The organism is Pseudomonas sivasensis, assembly GCF_013778505.1.
In the GTDB taxonomy this organism is placed as follows: Bacteria; Pseudomonadota; Gammaproteobacteria; order Pseudomonadales; family Pseudomonadaceae; genus Aquipseudomonas; species Aquipseudomonas sivasensis.
Genome location: NZ_JAAOWU010000008.1, coordinates 172,766 through 192,973, shown reverse-complemented (window position 1 = coordinate 192,973; position 20,208 = coordinate 172,766). Strand labels below are relative to the sequence as shown.

Annotated in this window: 15 protein-coding genes; 3 read left to right on the top strand and 12 right to left on the bottom strand. The window is 59.1% G+C overall.

Annotation, left to right across the window (positions count from 1 at the left end):
• Positions 1-22: 22 nt before the first annotated feature.
• Genes G9Q84_RS15895 through G9Q84_RS15875 form a run of 5 tightly spaced genes read right to left on the bottom strand, consistent with a single transcriptional unit; the run spans position 23 to position 5,114 of the window.
• The gene (locus G9Q84_RS15895; RefSeq protein WP_099602897.1) at positions 23-1,000 is read right to left on the bottom strand and encodes a 2-hydroxyacid dehydrogenase; all 978 of its coding nucleotides are present in this window, start codon (positions 998-1,000) and stop codon (positions 23-25) included.
• Positions 997-2,295: an MFS transporter gene (locus G9Q84_RS15890; protein WP_181643689.1), complete on the bottom strand. Its 1,299-nt coding sequence runs from the start codon at positions 2,293-2,295 to the stop codon at positions 997-999. Before G9Q84_RS15890 ends, G9Q84_RS15895 begins: the two co-directional genes overlap by 4 nt.
• A gap of 45 nt (positions 2,296-2,340) precedes the next feature.
• Complete coding sequence (locus G9Q84_RS15885; RefSeq protein ID WP_095185894.1) at positions 2,341-3,282, bottom strand: sugar kinase; 942 nt, start codon at positions 3,280-3,282, stop codon at positions 2,341-2,343.
• Positions 3,275-4,057, bottom strand: a complete 783-nt coding sequence (locus G9Q84_RS15880) for a sugar phosphate isomerase/epimerase family protein (RefSeq protein WP_181643688.1) — start codon at positions 4,055-4,057, stop codon at positions 3,275-3,277. Before G9Q84_RS15880 ends, G9Q84_RS15885 begins: the two co-directional genes overlap by 8 nt.
• 43 nt (positions 4,058-4,100) lie before the next feature.
• Positions 4,101-5,114, bottom strand: coding sequence for a LacI family DNA-binding transcriptional regulator (locus G9Q84_RS15875; RefSeq protein ID WP_181643687.1), 1,014 nt, complete (start codon positions 5,112-5,114; stop codon positions 4,101-4,103).
• A gap of 225 nt (positions 5,115-5,339) precedes the next feature.
• On the opposite strand from G9Q84_RS15875, the gene G9Q84_RS15870 reads away from it, so the two are divergent.
• The 3 genes from G9Q84_RS15870 to G9Q84_RS15860 all read left to right on the top strand — a co-directional run bounded on the left by G9Q84_RS15870 (position 5,340) and on the right by G9Q84_RS15860 (position 11,924).
• Positions 5,340-7,286 carry a hypothetical protein gene (locus G9Q84_RS15870; RefSeq protein ID WP_181643686.1) on the top strand — a complete coding sequence of 649 codons (1,947 nt, stop codon included), beginning with the start codon at positions 5,340-5,342 and terminating at the stop codon, positions 7,284-7,286.
• 176 nt (positions 7,287-7,462) lie between these two features.
• Positions 7,463-9,445: a hypothetical protein gene (locus G9Q84_RS15865; protein WP_181643685.1), complete on the top strand. Its 1,983-nt coding sequence runs from the start codon at positions 7,463-7,465 to the stop codon at positions 9,443-9,445.
• A 211-nt stretch (positions 9,446-9,656) separates the two neighbouring features.
• Positions 9,657-11,924 carry an autotransporter outer membrane beta-barrel domain-containing protein gene (locus tag G9Q84_RS15860; protein WP_181643684.1) on the top strand — a complete coding sequence of 756 codons (2,268 nt, stop codon included), beginning with the start codon at positions 9,657-9,659 and terminating at the stop codon, positions 11,922-11,924.
• 82 nt (positions 11,925-12,006) lie between these two features.
• On the opposite strand, the gene G9Q84_RS15855 is transcribed toward G9Q84_RS15860, so the two are convergent.
• The 7 genes from G9Q84_RS15855 to G9Q84_RS15825 all read right to left on the bottom strand — a co-directional run bounded on the left by G9Q84_RS15855 (position 12,007) and on the right by G9Q84_RS15825 (position 19,968).
• Positions 12,007-12,432 carry a hypothetical protein gene (locus G9Q84_RS15855; RefSeq protein WP_181643683.1) on the bottom strand — a complete coding sequence of 142 codons (426 nt, stop codon included), beginning with the start codon at positions 12,430-12,432 and terminating at the stop codon, positions 12,007-12,009.
• Positions 12,433-12,507: 75 nt separating this feature from the next.
• Positions 12,508-13,284 (bottom strand): carbohydrate binding domain-containing protein, encoded by a 777-nt coding sequence (locus G9Q84_RS15850; RefSeq protein WP_181643682.1) that lies wholly within the window; start codon positions 13,282-13,284, stop codon positions 12,508-12,510.
• A gap of 121 nt (positions 13,285-13,405) precedes the next feature.
• Positions 13,406-14,011: a LysE family translocator gene (locus G9Q84_RS15845; RefSeq protein WP_181643681.1), complete on the bottom strand. Its 606-nt coding sequence runs from the start codon at positions 14,009-14,011 to the stop codon at positions 13,406-13,408.
• Between the two features lie 54 nt (positions 14,012-14,065).
• Positions 14,066-14,905, bottom strand: coding sequence for an AraC family transcriptional regulator (locus G9Q84_RS15840; protein WP_181643680.1), 840 nt, complete (start codon positions 14,903-14,905; stop codon positions 14,066-14,068).
• Positions 14,906-14,978: 73 nt separating this feature from the next.
• Positions 14,979-15,620 carry a DUF1345 domain-containing protein gene (locus G9Q84_RS15835; RefSeq protein ID WP_181643679.1) on the bottom strand — a complete coding sequence of 214 codons (642 nt, stop codon included), beginning with the start codon at positions 15,618-15,620 and terminating at the stop codon, positions 14,979-14,981.
• An 87-nt stretch (positions 15,621-15,707) separates the two neighbouring features.
• The gene (locus G9Q84_RS15830) at positions 15,708-18,797 is read right to left on the bottom strand and encodes an efflux RND transporter permease subunit (protein WP_181643678.1); all 3,090 of its coding nucleotides are present in this window, start codon (positions 18,795-18,797) and stop codon (positions 15,708-15,710) included.
• 13 nt (positions 18,798-18,810) lie between these two features.
• The gene (locus G9Q84_RS15825) at positions 18,811-19,968 is read right to left on the bottom strand and encodes an efflux RND transporter periplasmic adaptor subunit (RefSeq protein ID WP_095185883.1); all 1,158 of its coding nucleotides are present in this window, start codon (positions 19,966-19,968) and stop codon (positions 18,811-18,813) included.
• Positions 19,969-20,208 lie beyond the last annotated feature (240 nt).

Genomic DNA, 20,208 nt, shown 5'->3' with positions numbered 1-20,208 from the left:
GTGTTCTACGCAGTGTTAGAAACTAGTGTTTCCAGGCATCTGGGTTCACCAGGTTTTTTGGCCGTTCGCCCGCCAATGCCGCCAGCAGATTATCCACCGCACAGGTGGCCATCGCCTCCCGCGTCTCATGGGTCGCCGAGCCGATATGCGGGGTTGCCACCACGTTGTTCAAACGCAGCAACGGCGAGCCGTGATCCAGCGGTTCCTTTTCGAACACATCCAGCCCCGCTGCCCGAATTGTGCGCTGCTGCAACGCCTCGACCAGCGCCGCTTCGTCGACCACCTTGCCCCGCGAGATATTGATGAAGATCGTCTCGGGGCCCATCCGCGTAAACTCTTGCGCGCCGATCAGTTTTTCGGTTTCAGCCGTAAGCGGCAACGTCAGGCAGACAAAATCGGCTTGCTCCAGCAAGTCGTTCAAGCTGCGGTATTGCGCGCCAAAGCGTTGTTCCACCGCCGGCTTGGGCGAATGGCTGTGGTAGATCACCGGCATGCCAAAGCCAAAATGCCCGCGCTGGGCCAGGGCTTCGCCGATGCGGCCCATGCCGATGATACCCAGGGTCTTGCCGTGCACATCGCTGCCAAAGTGCGAGGGGCCGATGTTTTTGTTCCATTGGCCGGCGCGCACCATATCAGCCAGTTCCACCACGCGCCGGGCGGTGGCGAGGATCAGCGCGAAGCCGGTGTCGGCGGTGGTTTCGGTCAGCACGTCCGGCGTGTTGCTGAGCAGGATGCCGCGTTGGGTCAGGTAGTCGATGTCGTAGTTGTCGACCCCGACCGACACGCTGGCTACCGCCTCCAGGTGAGGCGCCAGATCCAGCAATTTGGCATCCAGGCGCAGGCTCGCGCCCAGCAGGCCATGGGCGGTCGGCAGGGCGTCGCGCAGCTTGGCCAGGCCGGTGTCGTCCAGGGCTTCGATCAGCGTGACCTCGGCCTGTTCATGCAGGCGGGCCATCAGCGGCGCGGAGAGTTTCTTGTACAACACCACAGACTTTTTCATTGGGCTTTTACCTTCAATTCGAGGGTTTGCAGGGGCACGCGCTCACGGTCGCTGGCGCCTGGCTTGAGGAAAATCGTCAGCACCACCGCCAGCATCAACGCACCGCTCATCAGCAGGTACGAAGCGCCGGGTGAACCCGTGCTGCTATTGAGGTAGCCCACCAGGTACGAACCGCCGAACGAGCCGAGCGCGCCCATGCTGTTGATCAGCGCCATGGCGCCGCCGGCGACGTTGGCGGGCAGGATTTCCGGGACGATCGCGAAAAACGGTCCATAAGGCGCATACATGCAGGCCCCGGCAATCACCAGCAGGGTGTAGGACCACCAGAAGTGTTCGGCGCCGAGTACGTAGGAGGCATAGAACGCGATGGAGGCAATCAATAGCGGCGGCCATACAAAGCGTTTACGTTTTTGCAGTTTGTCCGACCCCCAGCTCACCACCAGCATGCCGATCACTGCCGCCAGGTACGGCAGTGCCGACAGCCAGCCTGCTTCGACCATGTCCATCTGCAAACCGGCCTTGAGGATCGACGGCAGCCACAGCACAAAGCCGTACACGCCGATGCTCCAGCAGAAAAACTGCAGCGCCAGGATGATCACCTTGGGCGAGCGGAACGCTTCGGCGTAATTTTTCACCGCCTTAATGCCCACCTGTTCGGCGGCGAGGGCGGTTTCCAGGCTGTGCTTTTCGCTGTCGCTCAGCCACTTGGCATCCTTGGGACGCTCATCGGCCAGCTTCCACCAGATAAACGCCCACAGCACCGCGGGCAGGCCTTCGATGATAAACATCCAACGCCAGCTGAAATGCTGCACCAGGTAGCCCGACACCACCGACATCCACAGCATGGTCACCGGGTTGCCGAGGATCAGGAAGGTGTTGGCCCGCGATCGTTCGGCGCGGGTGAACCAGTGGCACAGGTACACCAGCATCGCCGGCATCACTGCGGCTTCGACCACGCCGAGCATGAAACGAATAACGATCAGCATGTAGGCGTTGGACACCACGCCGGTCAGGGTGGCCAGGCCGCCCCAGAGGATCAGGCTGACGAAAATCAGCTTTTTAACACTGCGCTTCTGCGCGTAGATCGCCCCCGGCACCTGGAAGAAAAAGTAGCCGAGGAAAAACAGTGCGCCCAGCAACGACGACATGCCGGGAGTAATCATCAAGTCTTTGGCCATCCCGGAGGCGGCGGCGAAGCCGTAGTTGGCGCGGTCCAGATAGGCCAGGCTGTAGGTGATAAAAACGATGGGCATGATGTACCACCAACGACGGGTGGCGAATTTCACGGTTTCCATAAGGTTGCTCCTGAGCTTGTTGTAGTTGTGGCAACAGGGTGTGGGTCACGCAACGGATCGGGTGGGTAATTCAGCGCGGGTGGGCAGGCCTTCCATATCGCCACGGCTTTGCACGGCGCGGCTGCCGATCCAGTTACCGCGCTGTACCGCCTCGGGGAAACTCAGGTTTTCCAGCAGGGCACTGATCATGCCCACGGCAAACCCATCGCCGGCGCCGACGGTGTCCACGACCTTGTCCACCTGTACGGCGGCGACGAAGCCTTGGTCCAGGTGGGTGCGGTAGTAGGCGCCGTCCGGGCCGAGCTTGATGGCCACGGCTTCGGCGCCCTGGTCCAGGTAGAACGCGGCGATGTCGGCCGGGTCGTCGAAACCGGTAAGCAGGCGGCCTTCGCTCAAGCCCGGCAACACCCAATCGGCCAGGCCGGCGAGGGCGTTGATCTGGCGGATCATCTGGGCTTGGCTGGCCCACAGCGACGGCCGCAGGTTCGGGTCGAATGACACGCTGCGCCCGGCCTTGCGCATCTGGGTCATCAACTCGACGGACAGTTCACCGGTGGCCTCGGACAACGCCGGCGGAATCCCGGTGGCGTGCAAATGACGGGCTTGCAGCAGCGCCGGGCTGATGGCGGCGATGGACAAATGGCTGGCAGCCGAGCCTTTGCGGAAATACTCCACCTGGGGATCGGCGCCGGCTTCTTCGCGGGACTTGAACTGAAAACCGGTGGGGTGCAGCGGGTCGACGGCCACATTGCGGCAATCCAGGCCTTCCTTTTGCAGGGTGTCGACCACGTAGCGGCCGAGTGAGTCGTTGCCTACCCGGCTCAGCCAGGCCACGTTGAAGCCCAGGCGCGAGAGGCCAATGGCGACATTGCTGTCGGCTCCGGCGATGCGTTTGTGAAACTGGCTGACCTGCGCCAAATCACCGGTCTGCTCGGCGACGAACATCGCCATGGTTTCACCGAACGACAGGATATCGATCTCAGACATGGGCATTCTCCTGGCGGGGTTGGCCGAGCAGGGCAAGGGTGGCGACCTGTTGGGCGGTGACATCAATCAGGTCATCGCCTTGCAGCGGAAATTCCACCGCCCGCGTAATGCCTTGAGTCATGTGCTTGAGCAGTTGTTCCCACAGGTGCAGGTCGGTGGCGCCAGGCGGCAGCGCTACCAACTTGCCGTCCGGGCGGCGGGCCACGGCCTTGCAGTGCAGGTAGTCCACATGCCGGCCCAACAGGCGGGCAGCGGTGAGGGCGGATTGGTCCTGCCATTGCCAGTTGCCGATGTCGAAGGTCATTTTCACCGGTAGGCCCAGGCGCTCGACCTCGGTGAAGAACCGCTGCATGGGCTCGATGCGCCCGCCGTGCAGAGTCTGGTCGTTTTCCACCAACAGATGGACCGGGTGGCGGTTGAGCAGGGCGTGCAGGCTTTCCAGATCGTTAGTGTCGGTGAAGTATCCGAGTGAGACTTTCAACCAGTGCGCGCCAAAAGCCTGGGCGCGGTCCAGAGTCGCGTTCAGTTCGGCGTTGGGTTGGGCGCGACCGGCGACCCACAGTTCCAGGGGCGATGAGAACACGGCTTCCAGCCCTTTTTCGGCAGCGGCCTGGGCGAGTTCGGCCGCGTTTTCGCCGGTCAGCAACTCTTCTCGCCACTCGATGCGTTGGGCACCGGCGGCGGCCAATAGCTGGACAAAACTCAACTGGCCTTGCTGGCGGACCAAGTCGGCGCCGTAGCTCGAAAGGCTGATGGAGACGGGGTATTTATGCATTGTTGTTTACCTCTGAAACCGGTTTCATTTTTGTGCAAAAAAATTATCGACGGTGGGTAGAACCGCGAACGATCAGTTGTGGCAGGAAGTCCAGGGTGCGCGTGGGTGCATCGTCACCGCGCAAGCGCTTGAGTAGGCAGTCGAACGCGCTGGCGCCAATTGCCTCGGTCGGCTGGGCGAGGGCGGTGATGCCGTTGCCCACCAATGGATACCAATCCAGGTCATCCAGGGCGATCAGGCCCACGTCTTCAAACAAGTTGCAGCCCAGCGTCTTGAGCGCATGAGTACAGGCCAGCGCGGCGACGCCGTTGGCACAGAACACCGCCTTGGGGCCGGGCTTGGCGAGAAAATTCTTTAGGCCGGTTTCGAGGTTGCCATCCAACTCCAGCACCGCGCCGGTCAGCGCCGGGCGCCGGGCAATTTCGGCCTTGAAACTGCCCAAGCGTTCTACCCGTGAACTGGTGCCATCGGCGGCTTCGCTCACCAGCAATACCTCGCGATAACCCTGTTGTTCCAGATGCTCCACCGCCATGCGCACTGCTGCCGGGTTATCCAGCCCCACCAGGTCGCTGTGCAGCGGCTCGACCTTGCGGTCCACCAGCACCAGAGGCATTTCTCGTTGCAGTTCCAGCAGTTGGTCGAGGTGATGGCCGAGGGTATTCACGATCAGCCCTTCGATGTTGTACGAGCGCAGTGCAGCCAGGTGTTGGCGTTCCTGCTCGTCGTCGCGGTCGGTGTTGCACACCACCAGGCTGTAGCCGTGCTGGCGGCAGGCGGTTTCGACGCCGTGCATCACGGCAATGGAATAGGGGTTGCGGATATCGGCTACCAGCATGCCGATCAGACGGGTGCGGCCACGTTTCAGGCCACGGGCCATCTGGTTGGGGCGGTAGCCAAGCTGTTCGATGGCTTGCTCGATGCGCAAGGCAATGGCATCGGAGAGCAGGGCACGGTCGTCGCCGATAAAGCGCGACACGCTGGCCTTGGATACACCGGCGTGTTGGGCGACGTCGAGCATGGTGACGCGAGAGCGCTGGGCATCGGAAAAGGAAGTCACGGTAGAGCCTTTTTTATTAGTTTGGAGGTTGCCTTGAAACCGGTTTCAGGAAACACCAACACAACCCTTGCGTCAAGGGGGCGCTCGTCGGGAGGCTCCTGTGGAATCCGACGAAAGGGGTCGCCTACCTGTTACTTATGACAGTATCCAGAGGTTCGAAATGGGCGCTTAATTTGATCCAGCCATGGTTTTCTACCTGTCTGTCTGAGCATCAAGGAGCGCACGATGACGCTTTCGAAGACCACCCAAAAATCCTTCTGCGGCCGTTCAGGAGGGCAGGTATCGTCACTTGAGGCCGCTGTAGTAGTGGATGCCATTGAGGGTGATCCAGTCGGATTGATTCCCACTGAGTTTTTGTACCACCCGATAAAAATTCAGTTGAAGAACATCTGGAGGTTCCCTGCCCAAGAGGGTGAGACGGACTATGTCCACTTCTTCATCAAACCTCATACGCCTGAGCCAGCCTATCCGCTGACACCGATTCCATTAGAAGGGCCACTGAGCCAGGAAGACGATTTCCCTGTGGAGCTGACCATAGGCGGAAATTGGCTGAAGATCAGCGGCTCCTATGACCTTACCTATTATGTTGACGGACCCGGCGGCATAGAACACTGCCCATATACCACGACCTTCACACTGGACTGGATACCGCCCGGTGGGACAGGGCCTTTGCAGCCTGCGACCTTCATAAACAACGAGATCATCCAGCACGGCGTCACTGAAGAGTATTTGAGCAAGTATGAGAACACGGGTCTGCGTATTCCTAGGTATATAGATGCCCAACTCCGTGACGATATATTGATTTTTTTATTATTGAGCGAAGAGTCGAACCCTTTCGAGGCCAACTATACGTACACGCTCACGACTGTTCAGGATCTGTTGCTAGTCACTCTGCCTTCTATTTTGTTTCGACAATTACCGAATGGCCCGCGGTTTATTCGTTATGGCCTGCGTGACCAGGCAGGTAACCAGCAGACCAATTATTCGGGGCCTACGCCCGTCTACATCAATTTGAAACCGTCTCAAAGTGGGCTTAAACCACCCCAAGTCCTTGCCTACGAATTTGACGGCCTGATTGATCGCGCGGATGCACGTGCGGGCGTCAGTGTGAGGTTTGAAGCCTATTTCGATTGGGATCCGGCAGACGAGGTAGTGGTCAGCTGGGACGGTATTGTTCTGGCAAGAGAGGGGGTCGAGGGTTTCCCGAAAGTGGTGCCGGTGCCCTGGTCTACGTTGATCCAGAAGGGTTACCTGCAGACCCATCTACCGGTCCAATACTTCATTTATCGTGCAGGCGTTCCGACGGCCATTCCATCGCCCGTGCGGCATGTCGATGCCGACTTCCGGGTCTTTGGCGTGGATCATGATCAGGCACCTGAAGAGTTGAATCGACACTTGGAGCGGGTCGAGATTCGCGGTGCGGTTTCCGATACGGCCAACCACTTGGATTTCAGTGATTCGGATCAACCTGTCACGGCGACCGTCGCGCTGCCCGACGGTCCGAGTGTCGGTAAGTGGTTGGACTTGTATTGGGGAGATAAAGAAGAGCCAGTGGCCTCCTATCATGTACAGCCCGGGGACGTAGCAGGGGCCTTGGTGACATTTACCCCTATTGCCTGGTCGGTGGTTGCTGAAACACCCAATAACCCGGCGTTCCCAGTGAGTTATCGAACCCGTAATGGTGTGAATGACCAACTGGCGCCCAGTCAACTGGTGAATATAAATATAGCCCCGCCGGTTAGATTTCCTCGGCCGGAATTTCCAAATGCAAACAGTAACGCCTGGTTGAACTGTGACACCTACCCACGCATCTGGGACGGGGTTCGTGTTCACGTGCTCAAACATGCTGATATCAAGATAGGGGACGAAGTGCGGTTGAAATGGCAGGGTACGCTTGGCTTCGGCGGCGACCAGCCTATCCCGGAAACCACTGAGGTGTTTGTGGATTATTGGTCGGCCGCCCATGAGGCTCAGGGTTATTACGAATGTGTCGTGCCTTATGTTCCTTATGTAAAACCCATGAAAGACGATGCAGGCGCTTATGCTGAGTTCACGGTATGGCGTAATAAAACTCGCATAGGCAGCTCATCGATTCGTTATATAAAAATTGATCGGCGTAAATCACATAGTTTGCCACTGTTTTGTGGACCTGGTGGTGATGGTCCGGACTAAAAAGCGAAGTTTCCATTCGTGGCTGTGAAGGGTAATTAAAGATTAATTGATCGTTCTTCATCGTGCTTGATTTGAACTTGGTTATGTACGGGCTGGCGGCTGTTTCGGTTGCTGAGCGGCCGACAACATACCCGGGTCATTCTTGAGCGCCTTACTACTGGCAAGGAGAAACTGAGATGGCAATTAACCGTTCAAAAAAAGCAAGTGTGGCGGACTGGGAAACCCCCAACCTGGCTGCGCCGATTTTTCCTCAGGCCCTCAATAGTACAAGTGGTTTGATCTGGCGACCGTACTTGGAGAGCGATGGCGGTTTGAGGGTTGACTGCCCGATCTGGGCCTTCCCGGATGACGGGGACGTACTGCAGATCTATTTCAGCGTGGTTGGGCAAGCCTTCTGGATACCGCTGGATCCCATTTTCTTTCCAGTTCAACCTTCGGGACCTTTCGTTCAGGTGACCATCAATATCGCACCCCTCGGCCATGGTGAGTTTGATCTCAGGTTTAAAGTAAGGCCAGGTTCGGGCAGTGATTATTTAGACTTCTCTGCCCAACAACGGGTCAAGATTGATCTGTACGGTCCTTACAAAGCGCCCGGTAAGAGTGAAGCACCTGCAAGAGTTGTTTGGCCGGCTTCATTGCCTCTCGGTGTTGATATTACGCAAGAGACCTTGGACCTGAACCCCGGAGGGTTTGAGCTTGATATTCCTGGCTATGGGGATTATGAGGCGGGGGACACCGTGGCCCGGGTCTGGCTTACCGCCATCCAGCCGCCCGACGATGCGCCCTCTTTGGGCAGCAAACCCATGGAGGCTGGTGGAACAGTGTTCAACGTACCTATTTCAGCCATTGCTGCTATGGCTGATGGCATTTTATTTGCTTACTACCAATTCGTCGACGCTGCCGGCAATTACAGCGAGATTTCCAGAATCCCCACCGGGCGCAGGCTTAAGCGCAGTGCAAACCTGAACCTGGATCCTCTTGTAATCGTTGCACCACCCTCTGGTGGGATGGTGGATATCGAAGCATGGCAGGCCGGCGTGAAGGGGGCCATTCCACAATATGCATGGGAGCCGAGCGATCAATACAGGTTGCATTGGGGCGACCAGACCACCGCTCTGGCGCCTCTAAGCGGGGTTTTTCCGTTCGAATTCACGGTCCCTGGCCAACTGATTGTGGACGAGTACGCCGATCAGGAAGGCCCGGTTTCGGTGACGGCCAGTTATGACATCATCAGGACCGGCTCTACCAATTCTCCGACCGATGACACTCTGGTGAGTGTTGATTTAAGCGTTGTTGGGCCTCCGGGTCCGGTTCCGGGCGAGCCTAGCCCAGACCTGGACATCGTCACCATCACCGGCCCCGCGTCGGCCCCCACGACGAACTATCTGAACTCCGCCGACATCGATCACGTTGGCCCCATCCTGGCCACCTTCGATTTGTGGTCTGTCGACCCTGAGCCGGAAGAAGACGACGTCGTTACGCTGTATTGGGGGAGCAAGTTGAACCCGGCAGGCTCATACACCGTTGGGCCTGGCGATGGGCCTGGCACTGAGGTTGAAATCGAGGTAGATAAAACTGCGATTGCTGCGGGAGGCAATGGCGACGATATTCCGGTGTTCTATGGGGTGAGCCGCTCCGGGGCAAGCAATAGTAACTACTCGGATAGCACGTCCGTGAACGTGGACGACGCCATTACTCATCAACTCGACCCGGCGGAGTTTCTCCATTTGGGACCCTGGAGCATGGATCCTAGAGGCAGGCTTATCTGTGATTCCTTGCGGCCGACAGATGCCGGTACGCCGTGGAGTGAGAAGTATGTTGAGGTGAGGATTCCGCCCAATTCTGAGTTTTTTGCGGATGGAAAACAAATCACCGTTGAGTTTGTTGCTTCCACGGGACTTCTAGGCGATATCCCTATCGAGGCTACACGCGGTACAGCTTCAGTTACGCTGGACGCGGAGATGGCGGCGAAAGGGTTTATCTTCCAACTCAAACCGTTCGATCCGCATCTCAAAGTGGTCGGTGCCGCCGCGCCGTGGAATACGCTCTGGTTCCAATACTCTCTGGACATCGCCGGAACACCGGCACGATCGATACCTGCGGTTGTTCCGATTCGTATGGTGACGTCCAATAACTATTGCGATGGAACGCCCGCGTAACCCAAGGCGTGCGACAAGCACCGAGACATGATGTGTCTCGGTGCTTTTTACTACGGTTGCACCACTCAGTTCTTCTGCGCTCTTCAGATTTATCCTACTTACGCCTACCTCCCCCAACTATAACCTCGCGGCCTCTACAGGTCTGGCTCCACTCCTTCGGAACGAGTCATGCCACTGATTCATGGCATTTAGTTAGAGCGAGTGTTACAGCATGTCCATCAAGTATTTTTTTAAACTTTCCCCCATAAGTGCGGCTGTCAAGGTGTCTTCACTGGGCCTGTTGCTGGGCGTATCGGTACAAAGCCAGGCAAGTCAGGAAGTCGTCGCCCCAGGTGAATCCAAAGTTATTGAGTCTGGAGAGGCAGTAAAAAACTGGGCGCTGCAGGCCGGCTCCAGCCTGACCGTCAACGGAGCAACTACCGGTGCCATCCTTAGCCTGGGTGCGCAATTGACCGTGAATAGTGGCAGCGCCATTGAACGTATTGTTGCCCAGGAAGGTTCCACTGTGAGCCTGGACGCCGCGACTGTTAAAGCCAGTGCTGCGGGCGCGTCAGCGATGGAGCTGACCAACGGCAGCGCGACCATTTCCGGCAGCCATCTGGAAAGTGCCCAATCTATCGGCCTGGTACTCAATCGTTATAGCTCGACGCCGGATGGTTCTCGTGCAGACGTCAGTCACAGCACGATAAAGGGCGCACAAGCGGGTGCATCGGCGACTCAATTCAGTGAACTGTATTTGCAGGATTCCCTGGTACAAGGGACTGCCGTCGGCAGCACCGGCGTGTTGTTAATCGGCGGCTCTGCGTTTGCCCAGAATAGTGTGCTGTTGGGTGAGCAAAATGGGGTTCGTCTTACCCGTGTGGCCGGAACCACTCAAGATGGCTCACTGGTCCTGGATCAGACGACAGTCGAAGGTCAAACCGGCGCGGCAATTCTGGTCGCCGGCTTGCCGGGTCGGGTGCCGACGGCAACCATCGAGGTGAACAACGGCTCTCAATTGATCGGCGGCAACGGCAACCTGCTGGAAGTGACCGGTGGTGCGACGGCCAATATGAACGTCAATAACAGCCACTTGAACGGCAATGTCATCGTTGAAGCTGGCAGCAATGCCAACTTGAATTTGCACAACAACGCATCGTTGACGGGCGCTTTGTTGAACGTCAGCACGTTGAGCATTGCTGATGGGTCGTTCTGGAACCTGACCGGTGACAGCTTGGTGGGGGACCTGGAACTCGCTGGCGGTACGGTGAAATTCGGTGAGACCGATGCGTTTTACCAGTTGAACCTGGACACCCTCAGTGGTAACGGCACGTTCGTGATGGGCGCCGACTTTGCGGTCGGCTCGAACGATTTCCTGAATATCACCGGGGAAGCTACCGGCCAACACAGTTTGTTAGTGGCCAGCAGTGGTTTGGAACCTGTTTCCCCCGGTGACGTGCACATCGTGCATACCGGTGGCGGCGACGCGGAGTTCTCTCTGGCGGGGGGGGCCGTGGATATCGGTGCCTGGTCTTATGGCCTTAAGCAGGATGGCAACGACTGGTTTCTCGACCCCAGCGCACGCACTATCAGCCCGGGCACGCGTTCGGTACTGGCGCTGCTCAATACCGCGCCTACCGTGTGGTACGGCGAGATGACCTCGTTGCGCAGTCGCATGGGCGAATTGCGGCACAATGATGCCCAGGCCGGCGGTTGGATTCGTAGTTATGGCAATAAATACACAGTCTCTGATGCCAACGGTACGGGTTTCAAACAGACTCAGCGCGGGTTCTCCCTCGGTGCAGATACACCGCTGAGCGAAGACAGCAATTGGCTGGTCGGTGTCATGGCGGGGCACAGCACCTCGGACCTGGACTTGAGCCGTGGCACCTCCGGAACAGTGAAAAGCTACTACGCCGGTCTCTATGCGACGTGGATGGATGCGGACAGCGGTTACTACTTCGACGGTGTGGTCAAAGCCAACCGCTTCGAGAACGAATCCAAGGTCGGCATGAGCGATGGTGCCCAGGCTAAAGGCAAGTACGGAACCAACGGTATTGGTGCGTCGGCGGAAGTGGGGCGCCACATCAAACTGGATGACGCGTTCTTCATTGAGCCCTTTGCTCAGGCCTCTACGGTGGTGGTCAAGGGCAAGAAGTATGATCTGGACAACGGCCTCCAGGCCAAAGGTGAAAATACTCACTCTGTGCTGGGTAAATTGGGTGTGACGGTAGGCCGCGATTTCATCATGAATGACGGCAGTGTGGTTCAGCCATATCTTCGCGCTGCAGTGGCCCACGAGTTTGCCAGCGATAACAAAGCGCGGGTGAACGGCCAAGTCTTCAAGAATGATCTGTCGGGCTCGCGTGCCGAGTTTGGCGCGGGTGTGGCGGTGTCGCTCTCGCAGAACCTGCAGTTGCATGGCGACTTTGAACACAGCCAAGGCAAGCATGTGGATCAACCGTGGGGCGTTAACGTGGGGTTGCGCTATAGCTGGTAAAAGCCTGTGCGGTAATCCAAAAAGGAAGCTTCGGCTTCCTTTTTGGGTGTCTGGGCGGTGGCTTTTGGTTATCGCTCAGGGCTCAACGCACCCTGAACAACGCAGTGATGGTAGAGACAGGATTTCCATCATCGTGTGTGAGGATGTTTAGCAATCCGCCTTCAACGTGATCATTGGCTGGGTCTATGGTGGTCAAGTCAATGAGGCCTGTATCACCGCGTATAAAGATGGGATCCAACAAGTCATCTGTTGTATAGGTCAGCCTAATCTGATGACGTTCTTCTTCCAGTTTGTAAACGCCTTTCATTAAAGTCGTCGGAAACGAGAGCTGGATTTTATGACGGACGAGACCCGGAACGACGACTTGAGTGCCGGAAACAGTCCATCGGTCCGCTGTCTTGGAGATGGAAAACGCTGTGGCAGTAAAGTCCTTCCCGTCGATTGTTCCTTTGAAATGATTAAGCTCTTGGGATGATTTTGGGGTGAGTATTTCTTGAACGGCTGTCATGGCGACATCTCCTCTACATAGTGATCGCGACTCCGGTTCACGTCCTGGATGGAGGCGCAGTGGTTGCGGATAGGCTCAAGCTTTGCGTCTCAACGAGACATCATCGAAAAATTCTGCGCCATCAATGCCAATAAGAATGATGGTTAGCGCGGTAGCGCTGGCGGGCATCGCCAGTTCCTCTGGATAGGTGGTCCAGCTCGACGCATCTACGCGAATTTCCGCAAACGTGCCGGATGGCTCTACTTCGAATCGGCAGAACCCATGCCCGCCAAAATCACTGCGCGAGCGAAAGGAAAATTCGTAGGTGTTTCCTCCGGTGACAGGGACGGTTTGCCGGGCACGGCCGCCCAGGGCGCACTCCAGGGTATTTCCGTCAAAATGAGTGCGGGAGCCGATCGGGGAGCCTTCGGTGTTCCAGTGATCCATGTTGTTGGAGAAATCCCCGTTAAGCACCAACTCAGGTCGGGGCGGGATGCCCGTATCCAGAGTCAGTTGCATCTCGTCGACGCACACTTCTCCGCTGGTGCCGGTGATAGCCACGGTGAGGAGGGTTGTCGCCGGTGGAGTGGTGAAGCTGATTTGCTGCCATCTCCAAACATGGAAGTCGTTGAGCTCAACTTCCAAGTCGGCACCGGGCACGTTGGAACGGATAGAAAGCGTGCCGTTACCTTTAAACAGGACCTGGCTCCAGAACTCGAGCAGATAGGTTGTTTCGGCACTGGCGTCAATGACTTGGGAAGCCTGGCCGGTGAGTACGCGGCAATACTGGCGTGAGTAGTCCACGCTGTCTTGCGTGGTCCAGTCGGCGCCAAATTTGCTGAAGTTGCCGTTGCGCAGCAAATTGTTGATCAACGTACTCTGTCCAGGCATCTCGCCAGCTCCGATGAATCCCTGTGGGTGAAGCTATTGCGCGCTATAAGAGCAGGGTTGGCAACTGTCAGAACTAACAGGTTCGCTCTGCCATTCGTCGGTTCTAGCCCTGTGTCCACACACTCATCCAGGCCGACACCAGCAATAAGATCGCCATTAACCGATTGAACCGTTGCATGGCCCTGGCCGAGCCCAGCAGCCGGGTCGATCCGGCGCCCAGCACCGCCCACATGCCAAGACACGGCAGGGACACTACAAAAAACATCAGGGACAGGGCCAGCACATGCGCCTGACGCCCGTCTCCTTGCCCCGCAAACACACTGACCACCGCCAACGCCATCATCCAGGTCTTGGGGTTGACCAGTTGCAAGCTGGCGGCGCCGAGCAGGCCCAGGCGCTTGTGGGATGCATCGCGCTCAACGGCCTGGGCGGGCGCACTGAAAATCTGCCAGGCGAGGTAGCTAAGCCATGCGACGCCGACCCACTGCAGGGTGGCTTGTACCTTGGGCAGATGAATCAGCGACTCACCGAACCCCGAACCCACTATCAGCACAATGCCCGCTGCACCGGCACAAGCCCCGAGGATGATCGGCAATGCCGCTCGCAGGCCATAGCGGGCACTGTTGCTCAGCACCAGGATGTTGGTGGGGCCGGGCGTAATGGAGGCGACGAAGGCAAATAACGCGAAGGGCAGTAAGGTAGACAGCATGGGACGGGACTCCAGTGAACAGATCAGTGGTGTCCATCCTTGCAAGCCCGTGACTTAGCTGTCTGGAACGTTTGAGCAGCGCTTGCGGTACGCCGCCGGTGTCAGGCCATAGGCGCGCACGAACCAGCGGCCCAAGTGACTTTGATCGGCGAAGCCCAAGGCAATCGCCACATCGGCCGGTTGCGCGCCCTTGCCCAGCAAGTGGCGCGCGCGGGCCAGGCGCAGTTGCACCAGGTAGGCATGGGGCGGCAGGCCGAAAGCGCTTTTGAAGGTGCGACTCAGACGAAAGCGGTCGACGCCGCAGGCCAGGGCCAGTTCGTCCATGCCCACGTCCTGATGCAGGTGGTCATGCAGGTATTCCCGCGCCTTGTGGGCCACCCGCGGCAGGCGCGGATCTTCGCGGTAGCGGGTGCGCCAGTAGAGTTGGTCGGTGAGGCATTCCAGCAAGTGGTCCATTGCCCGTTGCCGCACGATGCGCAGTTCACCGCTGTGCAGTGTCTGGAAGGCTTGGCTGGTGGACAGCGCCAGGCGTGCATCGTTGGCCAGGGTGCTGGCGAAGCCCAATTGACTGTTGACCGGCGCTTCTTCAAATACCGCACTCACTTCCCGCGCCAGCCACTGTGGGTCGAGGTACAGCATGTGGTAGGTGAAGCCGTCCGCCGTGGGCGCGTCGCCGTCATGCACTTCGCCAGGCTCCACCAAAAAAACCTGGCCGGGCACGCTGTTGTGGCGGGCACGGCGGCAGTTGAATTGCTGCACGCCTTGTTCGGTGACGCCGATCAGGTAGCTGTCATGCCAATGGGGGTCATAAGCATGGCCTTCAAAATGCGCGCGCAGGGTCTCGATGCCAGTGTCGGCGTCCTGAGACAGGTCGATCCAATTGTGCGCGGCCATACATCACCGTTGAGGAATAAGTGAGGCTATTGGCGCCCATCCGCTAATGAGCGTCTAGAAGGTTTGTGCAAGGCTAGCCGAACAGGCCGGCGGCGATATTGATCGAGAACCCCAGTATCGCGGTGTTGAACAGAAACCCGATCAACGACTGCGCCAGTACAACCTTGCGCAGGCCACGGGTGGCGACGCCCACATCCGAGGTCTGCACGGCCACGCCGATGGTGAAGGAGAAGTACAGGAAGTCCCAGTAGTTGGGCGTGAGCAACCCTTCGGCGAAACGCAGCGCCGGCTCCTTGCCTGCCCAGGTGTAATAGAGCCGGGCGTAATGCACGCTGAAAATCACCCCGATCAGCAGCCATGAGCCGATGACCGTCAGCCCGGTGAAACCGTAGTGCAACAGGCGTTGCCCGGTGGCCAACTCCTTGCTGCCCACCAATTCGAAAGTAATGGTCGCCAGGCTCGCGATGGCGGCGATGCACACCATGAACAGCACCAGCCCGGCGTTTTCGTCCTCGACTTCGGCGATGCGTTTGACGTCTTCGGCCTTGGCGCGGCTGGTCAGCCACAGCATCAGCACCAGGTAGGTCCAGACCCCAGCGTTCCAGCCGATCAGGATTTTGCTGATGAGTGTTTCGGCGGGCATCAGGATGCCTGCGGCAATACCCAGTACGGCGGCGGCGGAGAGGCGAGGGTGGGTACGGGCGAGGAAGGGCATGGCAGCTCACAGATGGTTACCTGTTAGCACCTTAGCGCATTTTTTGTAGCGAGCGGGTTGCTCGCTACAACCCGCCGGCTGTTCGCATCAGCGCTTTTTGCGCACCAGCTTCATCACCACCACAAAGAACACCGGCACGAACACCACTGCCAACGTCGCGGTAATCATCCCGCCAATCACGCCCGTACCAATCGCCTGCTGGCTTGCCGAACTGGCCCCGGTGGCAATCGCCAATGGCACCACGCCGAGAATAAACGCCAGCGAGGTCATGATGATCGGCCGCAGGCGCAAGCGCGCAGCCTTCAACGTGGCTTCGATCAGGTCTTCTCCCTGGTCATACAGGTCCTTGGCGAACTCGATGATCAAAATCGCGTTCTTCGCCGACAGGCCGATGATGGTGATCAAACCGACCTTGAAAAACACATCGTTGGGCATGCCGCGCAAGGTCACGGCCAATACCGCGCCGAGCACGCCCAGTGGCACCACCAGCAACACCGAGGTCGGGATCGACCAGCTTTCATACAGCGCGGCCAGGCACAGGAACACGATCAGCAGCGACAGGCCCAGCAGGATCGGTGCCTGTGCGCCGGACAAGCGTTCCTGCAACGACAGCCCGGTCCATTCCTGACCCAGGCCCGCTGGCAGTTGGCTGACCAGGCGCTGGATTTCCTCCATCGCCTCGCCGGTACTGTGCCCGGGGGCCGCCTCGCCGGAAATGGCGATGGCAGGGTAGCCGTTATACCGCGTCAGTTGCGCCGGGCCTTGGGTCCATTTGGCTTCGACAAATGCCGACAGCGGCACCATTTTTCCGGCGTTATTACGCACGTTGATTTTCATCAGGTCCGCCACCTGGCTGCGCTGGTCGCCTTCGGCTTGCACCACCACGCGCTGCATGCGGCCCTGGTTGGGGAAGTCGTTGACGTAGGCCGAGCCAATCGCCGACGACAGCACATTACCCACATCCGCAAACGACACGCCCAAGGCGTTGGCTTGCTTACGGTCCACTTCCAGCTGCACTTGCGGCGCTTCGGCCAGGGCGCTTTCGCGCACGTTGGCCAGGATCGGGCTTTTCTCGGCTGCCGCCAGCAACTCGGTGCGCGCTGCCATCAACGCGGCATGGCCGACGCCAGCGCGGTCCTGCAGGCGGAACTCGAAACCGCTGGACGTGCCCAGGCCGTCCACTGGTGGTGGCAGCACTGAGTACGCAATCGCGTCTTTCAATTCGCTGAACGCCATATTGGCCCGCTCAGCAATCGATGCGGCCGAATCCTCGCTGCTGCGCTCGGACCAATCCTTCAAGGTGGTAAACGCCAACGCGGCGTTCTGCCCCGAACCGGAGAAGCTGAAGCCCATGATCATGGTGGTGTCACCCACCCCAGGCTCCTCGGCGTTGTGCGCTTCGATCTGCTCGGCGACCTGCACCGTGCGGTTTTTGCTCGCGCCCGGCGGCAGCTGAATATCGGTGATGGTGTAGCCCTGGTCTTCCACCGGCAGGAACGAGGCGGGCAGGCGCATGAACATCAGGCCCAGGCCCACCAGCAGCACCAGGTAGATCAGCAGGTAGCGGCCGCTGTGCTTGAGGGCATAGGCCACCCAGCCTTCATAGCGGTCGGTTAGTTGCTCGAAGCGTTTGTTGAACCAGCCGAAGAAACCGCCCTTGGCATGGTGCTCGCCCTTGGCTATCGGCTTGAGCAGGGTGGCGCACAAGGCCGGGGTCAAGGTCAGGGCGAGGAATGCCGAGAACAGGATCGAAGTGGCCATCGACAGCGAGAACTGCTGGTAAATCACCCCCACTGAGCCCGCCATGAACGCCATCGGCAGGAACACCGCCACCAGCACCAGGGTAATGCCGACGATGGCGCCGGTGATTTGGCCCATGGCTTTCTTCGTCGCGTCCTTGGGCGAGAGGCCCTCGGTGACCATGATCCGTTCGACGTTCTCCACCACCACAATCGCATCGTCCACCAAAATGCCGATGGCCAGCACCATGCCGAACATGGTCAGCACGTTGATCGAGAAACCCAGCAACAGCATCGTGGCAAAGGTGCCCATCAGCGCAATCGGTACCACCAGGGTGGGGATCAGCGTGTAGCGCACGTTCTGCAGGAACAGGAACATCACCGCAAACACCAGCGCCATGGCCTCCAGCAAGGTGTAGACCACCTTGGTGATCGAGACTTTGACGAAGGGCGAGGTGTCGTACGGAATCTTGTATTCCACATTGGCCGGGAAGTAGCGTGACAGCTCATCCATCTTCGCCCGCACCAGGGTCGCGGTGTTCAGCGCGTTGGCACCGGGCGCCAGTTGCACGCTGACGGCGGTGGATGGCTTGCCGTTCAGGCGCGTGGAAAACTGGTATTCCTGGCTGCCGATTTCTACCCGCGCCACGTCGCCGACGCGAACGGTGGAACCGTCCGGATTGGCCTTGAGCACGATGTCGGCGAACTCCGCCGGGGTGGAAAGCTGGCCCTTGACCAGGATAGCCGCCGTAATTTCCTGGGTCTTGGTGCCCGGCAAATCACCAATACTGCCAGCGGAAACCTGGGCGTTCTGCGCGCTGATCGCGTTGTTGACGTCGGCCGGGGTCAGGTTGAAACCGATCAGCTTCTGCGGGTCGATCCAGATGCGCATGGCCCGTTCGGCGCCGTACAACTGCGCCTTGCCCACGCCGTCCAGGCGCTTGAGTTCGTTCATTACGTTGCGCGCGAGGTAATCGCTGAGCGCTACGTCATCGAGCTTGCCGTCACTGGAGGTCAGGGTCACCAGCAGCAGGAAACCCGCGGAGACTTTTTCTACCTGCAAGCCTTGCTGGGTCACCGCCTGGGGCAGGCGTGGCTCCACGGCCTTGAGCCTGTTCTGCACATCGACCTGGGCCATTTCTGGGTCGGTGCCGGGTTGGAAGGTGGCGGTGATGGTGGCCGAACCCAGGCTGCTCTGGGATTCGAAGTACAGCAAGTGATCGGCGCCGTTAAGCTCCTGCTCGATCAGGCTGACCACGCTTTCATCCAGGGTCTGGGCCGAGGCGCCGGGGTACACCGCGTAGATCTCGACTTTCGGCGGCGCCACGTTGGGGTACTGGGCCACCGGCAACTGCGGGATGGCCAGTAAACCGGCCAGGAGGATAAACAGGGCAACCACCCACGCGAAGATCGGGCGGTCAATAAAGAACTGCGGCATGGTCGAATAATCCTTATTGGCCGGAAGCCTGAGCGAGTGGCGTCGGGCTGTCGTCTACCTGGACTTTTTCACCGGGGCGCGCGTGTTGCAGGCCTTCGACGACGATGCGATCACCGGGCTTGAGGCCGCTGCTGACGATCCAGCGATCGTTGATCACCGCACCCAATTGCACCGGTTGCTGGCTGACGGTCTGCTCGGCATCCACCAGCAGCACCATCGGGATACCGGCACTGTCACGGCTGATAGCGCGTTGCGGCACGCTGATGCCTTGTTTGTCGACCGCTTGCTCCAGGCGCACTCGCACGAAGCTGCCGGGCAACAGGTCGAGGTCCGGGTTGGGGAACTCGCTGCGCAGAATGATCTGCCCGGTGCCGGGGTCGACGCTGATGTCGGCGAAGAGCAATTTGCCCGGCAGCGGATACAGGCTGCCGTCGTCCTGGATCAGCGTGGCCTTGGCCTGGTCCTGACCGACCTGCTTCAAGCTGCCGGCGCGGAAGGCGCGGCGCAGGTCGTTCAGTTCGCGGGTGGATTGAGTGAGGTCAGCGTGAATCGGGTCCAGTTGCTGGATGATCGCCAGGGGCGTGGCCTCGTTCTGGCCGACCAGTGCGCCTTCGGTCACCAGCGCCCGGCCAATACGCCCGGAAATTGGGGCCGTCACAGTGGCATATCCCAGGTTCAACTTGGCGCGTTCGACGGCGGCTTTATTGGCGGCGACTTCGGCGTTGGTCTGGCGCAGGTTGGCGCGGGCGTTGTCGTAGTCCTGGCCGCTGATGGCGTTGCCTTCCACCAATTGACTGTAGCGCTGCTCTTGCAGGCGCGCCTGGAACGCGTTGGCTTGGGCCTTGCTCAGGTTGGCCTGGGCGCTGTCGAGATCGGCCTTGAACGGGGCCGGGTCGATGCGAAACAGCACGTCGCCCTGTTTGACGTCGTGGCCTTCCTTGAATACCCGCTGCATCACCACGCCGGCCACCCGCGCGCGCACTTCGGCCACACGCGGCGCGGCGATGCGTCCGCTCAGCTCGCTGGTGATGGACAGAGGCTTGGCCTCAAGTGTTTCGATGCGCACTTTGGCCAGGGGCATTTCCGGCGCTTCGGCGGCTGATTTGTCACAAGCACTCAGGGCCAGCGTCAGGGCCAACAGGCAAAACGGCGCAAACAGATTCTTCGACATGCTCTTATCCCAATAGTGACTGGCGCATCCTAAGTTCACCTGCGCCGCGGTGCTGTGAAGCTGTGTAGGTGGTCTGTGAAGAAATGTAAGGTGCGGCGCGCGGGGCGCCGAGGGCGTATATCCTTGCACAACCTTGCAAAAACTGACGATCCAATGTGGGAGGGGGCTTGCCCCCGGTGGCGGTGAATCAGTCAACGACTCTGCATCTGAAGCACCGCCAACGGAGGCAAGCCTCCTCCC